This is a genomic window from Sphingomonas sp. (assembly GCF_013816785.1).
Lineage (GTDB): Bacteria > Pseudomonadota > Alphaproteobacteria > Sphingomonadales > Sphingomonadaceae > Sphingomicrobium.
This window is the reverse complement of the sequence record NZ_JACDDV010000067.1, coordinates 5048-9453: the sequence shown is the minus strand read 5'-3', so window position 1 is coordinate 9453 and position 4406 is coordinate 5048. Positions and strand designations below refer to the sequence as shown.

Here is a 4406-nt window from a genome sequence, read left to right as displayed (position 1 = left end):
GCGCGGGGGCCTCGTGTCTTCTAGCTCGGCGCCGGTTTCCTGGTCGACGACGCGCATCGACAGGCGAACCTTGCCGCGCTGGTCGACTTCGAGCAGCTTGACCTTGACCTCCTGGCCCTCGCTCAGCACGTCGCGGACATTCTCGACCCGTTCGTTGCGAATTTCAGAGACATGAACCAGCCCGTCCTTGCCGGGCATGAAGGTCACGAACGCGCCGAAATCGACGATGTTGGCGACCTTGCCGGTGTAGATCGTGCCGGGCTCGGGCTCGGCGACGATGCCGTGGATCCACTGGCGAGCGGCCTCGATCTGGGCGACGTCGGACGACGAGATCTTGATCACGCCCTCGTCGTCGATGTCGACCTTGGCGCCGGTAGTCGCGACGATTTCGCGAATGACCTTGCCGCCGGTGCCGATGATCTCGCGGATCTTGTCCTTGGGCACCGACATCGTCTCGATCCGCGGTGCGTGCGCCGACAATTCGGTCCGCGTATGGTCGAGTGCCTTGGCCATTTCACCGAGAATATGTTCGCGGCCGTCCTTCGCCTGGGCGAGTGCGACCTTCATAATCTCCTCGGTGATGCCGGCAACCTTGATATCCATCTGAAGGCTGGTGATGCCCGCTTCGGTCCCGGCGACCTTGAAGTCCATGTCGCCGAGGTGATCTTCGTCACCAAGAATGTCCGACAGGACGGCAAAGTCCTTGCCCTCCAGGATCAGGCCCATCGCGATGCCCGCGACTGGGCGCTTGAGCGGAACGCCCGCGTCCATCATCGCCAGGCTGCCGCCGCAAACCGTCGCCATCGACGAGGAGCCATTGCTCTCGGTGATGTCCGACAATACGCGGATCGTGTAGGGGAATTCCTCGTTCGACGGCAGCACTGGGTGCAGCGCGCGCCAGGCGAGCTTGCCGTGGCCGGTCTCGCGCCGGCTCGGGGCGCCGAAGCGGCCGACTTCGCCGACTGAGTAAGGCGGGAAGTTATAGTGGAGCATGAAGCGCGAGTAGGACAGGCCCTCGAGCCCGTCGATCATCTGCTCGCTGTCCTTGGTGCCCAGCGTCGTGGTGACGATCGACTGAGTCTCGCCGCGGGTGAACAGCGCCGAACCATGGGCGCGGGGGAGAAAGCCGACCATCGATTCGATCGGGCGCACCGTCTTGGTGTCGCGGCCGTCGATGCGGCGGCCTTCCTTGAGGATCGCGGTGCGGACGATGTCGGCCTCGAGGCTCTTGACCGCTTTCGATGCGCTCATCTGCTCCTGTGCGTCGGCGTCGGCGAAGGCTAACTTGGCCTTGTCGCGGACCACCGTCAGCGCTGCCGAGCGCGCCGACTTGTCGGTCAGGCGGTAGGCGGCGTCGATGTCCTTGCCGACGATATCCTTGAGTTTGGCCTTGGCCGCCTTCTTGGCGTCGCTGGTGGCCAGCTCCCACGGGTCCTTGGCGGCCTTTTCGGCCAGCTTGATGATCCCTTCGCACACCTTTTTCGAGGCGGCGTGGGCGAACATCACCGCGCCGAGCATCACGTCTTCGCTGAGTTCCTTGGCTTCGGATTCGACCATCATAACAGCGTCGAGCGTGCCGGCGACGACCAGGTCGAGTTCACCCTCCGCGACCTGCGTATTGGTCGGATTGAGGATATACTCGCCGTCGATATACCCGACGCGAGCGCCGCCAATCGGGCCCATGAACGGCACGCCGGACAGGGTGAGGGCCGCCGACGCGGCGCACATCGCGACGATGTCGGGCTCATTCTCACCGTCGTAAGACAGGACCTGCGCGATCACGAGGACTTCATTGTAGAAGCCTTCCGGGAATAGCGGGCGGATCGGACGGTCGATCAGGCGGCTGGTCAGCGTTTCCTTTTCGGTCGCGCCGCGCTCGCGCTTGAAGAAGCCACCCGGAATGCGCCCAGCGGCGGAGAATTTTTCCTGGTAATGGACGGTCAGGGGGAAGAAGTCCTGTCCCGGCTTGACGCTCTTGGCGGCAGTTACGGCGCACAAGACGACGGTTTCGCCGATGGTCGCGAGGACCGAGCCATTGGCCTGGCGCGCAACGCGACCGGTTTCGAGCTTCAGCGTCTTGCCGCCGAGGTCGATTTCTACGGTTTTGATATCGAACATATTTTTTCCTTTTCCCGCGGGCCGGATGCCGGCGGGGCGTCTAGTGAGACCCCACGAAAGTACTATTTTCGTCGGACCCCTCGCAGACAAAACCGGTCTGCGAGCGGTGCGGGGCCCGATATGGCCCCAGGGGCCCAACCGCCGGAATGCGGGGAGCCCCAAAAAAGTGAACGGGCGCCGCGAAGGTGCCCTTGGATTATTTGCGAAGGCCTAGCTTGCCGATCAGATCGCTGTAGCGCGTGGTATCTTCGCGCTTCAGATAATCGAGTAGCGAACGGCGCTTGTTGACCATCATAAGCAGGCCACGGCGCGAGTGATTATCCTTGGCGTGGGCCTTGAAATGGGCGGTCAGCGTGTTGATTCGGCTGGTCAGGATAGCGACCTGCACTTCGGGCGAACCAGTGTCACCCTCGTCGCGGCCATGTTCCTTGATCAGCTTCTGCTTGTCGTCAGCGGTAATCGACATCATGCACTCCTTGTTTCTTAAATGTTGAACCCGCGCACGACCTTGACGTCGCCGGCCGAAATCTCGACCAGCGCGACTGGACGATGTTCGTCCTTCGCAAGGTAGAGGCCCGGCGCCGCGGGGTTCCCGACAAGCCGTTGTCCTTGACGGAGCAGCTGCGCTTCTTCGGGAGTGACGGGGAGGGCCGGGATGTCGTCCAGCCCCGCGTCGAGCGGGAGAACCACCCTCGTCAGTGCGCGCGCCTTAACGGCATCATGCAGAAAGTCCAGCAAAATCGCCTGTTCCAGCCCAAACGGGCCGGCGCGCGTTCTCCTTAACAGGGACACGTGGCCGACCGTGTTCAATGCCAGCGCAATGTCGCGCGCGAGCGAGCGGATGTAGGTGCCCTTCGAGACCGCAGCGGAGAAGGTCGCGATGTCACCGACGTAGTCAACGAGAACAAGGGAGTGAACAGTGATCGCTCGGCTCGCTAACTCGACCACCTCGCCCTTTCGCGCCAAATCGTAGGCCCTCTCGCCATCGACCTTGAGGGCCGAATAGGCCGGCGGCACCTGCTCGATCGGGCCGGTGAAGCGCGGCAGGACCGCCTCCATCTCGGCGAGCGTCGGCCGGACATCGCTGGTCGCAATGACCTGACCTTCCAGGTCGAGCGTATCGGTCTGCTCGCCTAACGACACCGTGAACTCGTAGGCCTTGGTGGCGTCGAGCATTCGTCCGGCAAGCTTGGTCGCTTCGCCGAGCGCGATCGGGAGCACGCCGGAGGCCAACGGGTCGAGCGTCCCGCCATGCCCGACCTTGGTCTTGGGCTCGCCTGCCTCGCGCAGCGCGCGCTTGACCGCGCCGACCGCCTGGGTCGAGCCGAGTCCGATCGGCTTGTCGAGGATGATCCAGCCATGAAGCGTCATGGGCCGCGCGATAGACAAGGCGGGGTGCATTGACCATAAGCCGGCCGTGTCCGGACCCTTGAAGCGCGCCCTGGAAAAATTGTCCAAGCCGGGGCGGAGCGTGCCGAGCCGCCGGCAGGTGGCGCGGCTGACGTTCCGTGAATATGTTCCGCAAGCGATGACCATCGCCTTATGGGCGATAATCGTGCTTGCCATCGGTCATGCCGATACGGCTCGACTGTTTGCCGCGACGGTGGCGATGCGCGCGGTGCCCTTGCTGGTCAGGCTGTCGACCGCAAGCTCGCTCAAGGCACGGGTCGGCGCACCGCGCGACATTCGGCGGCAAGCGCGGAATTTCGCTTTCACCCTGCAGATCGTCTCACTGTTGCTAGGCTTGGTGATTGTTGCCCTGCTCTACGCGGCCCTCCAATCGATCGGGCAGCGCGACGTCGCCGTATTTCTGCCGTTGATCGCGATCGGACTGCCGGCCCGCGCGCTGCGCTATTCGGACATTCGCACCGATTCCCCCTATTTCCGCCTGGCGCTCGCAGGCGGAGGCCTGTTCGCCATCGCGGCGGGATGGGCGGCCGGGCTGGGCGCGATTGGCATCGGCCTGGCATTCGGCGCGCGCGAATGGATCGCGCTGGTTATCATTCGCTGGTGGCCCAAGCCGGCGCATGTCCCGACCCATCCGATGGACCAACCCCTCGAATTCGCCGAGGTGGCGCGCAACAGCGCCATCGGCGGCCGGCGCCTGCTGACCTACCGGCTGACCAAGGTCGCGCTGGCGGTGTTCGGGCCGATCGGCAATTTCGCCGCGCGCACCAGCCGCGGGCTGAACTGGACTAACCGCATCGAACCTTATCTGCCGCACCGCTTCGCCGGCTTCCTGATCTTCGCCTTAGGGACGGGCGCCGCCGCTATCATTTTGGCGGTGC

4 protein-coding genes are annotated in these 4406 nt (G+C 64.1%); 1 reads left to right on the top strand and 3 read right to left on the bottom strand.

Features of this window, described 5'->3' with window-relative positions; genetic code table 11:
* From pnp to truB, 3 genes are all read right to left on the bottom strand, one after another.
* A partial coding sequence (gene pnp / locus H0W65_RS11260; protein WP_294007663.1) for a polyribonucleotide nucleotidyltransferase occupies positions 1 to 2118 on the bottom strand: 2118 nt, incomplete at its 3' end.
* 196 nt (positions 2119 to 2314) lie between these two features.
* Entirely contained in the window at positions 2315 to 2584 is a 270-nt protein-coding gene (rpsO, locus tag H0W65_RS11255; protein ID WP_294007665.1) for a 30S ribosomal protein S15, read from the bottom strand.
* A gap of 17 nt (positions 2585 to 2601) precedes the next feature.
* Positions 2602 to 3489, bottom strand: a complete 888-nt coding sequence (truB, locus tag H0W65_RS11250) for a tRNA pseudouridine(55) synthase TruB (RefSeq protein WP_294007662.1) — start codon at positions 3487 to 3489, stop codon at positions 2602 to 2604.
* 46 nt (positions 3490 to 3535) lie between these two features.
* On the opposite strand from truB, the gene H0W65_RS11245 reads away from it, so the two are divergent.
* Positions 3536 to 4406 (top strand): hypothetical protein (locus H0W65_RS11245; protein ID WP_294007660.1); only part of this gene is annotated, 871 nt, incomplete at its 3' end.

Coding starts and splice junctions, on each gene's coding strand:
- rpsO (WP_294007665.1), bottom strand. CDS start 2,584: ATGTCGATTACCGCTGACGACAAGCAGAAGCTGATCAAGGAACATGGC.
- truB (WP_294007662.1), bottom strand. CDS start 3,489: ATGACGCTTCATGGCTGGATCATCCTCGACAAGCCGATCGGACTCGGC.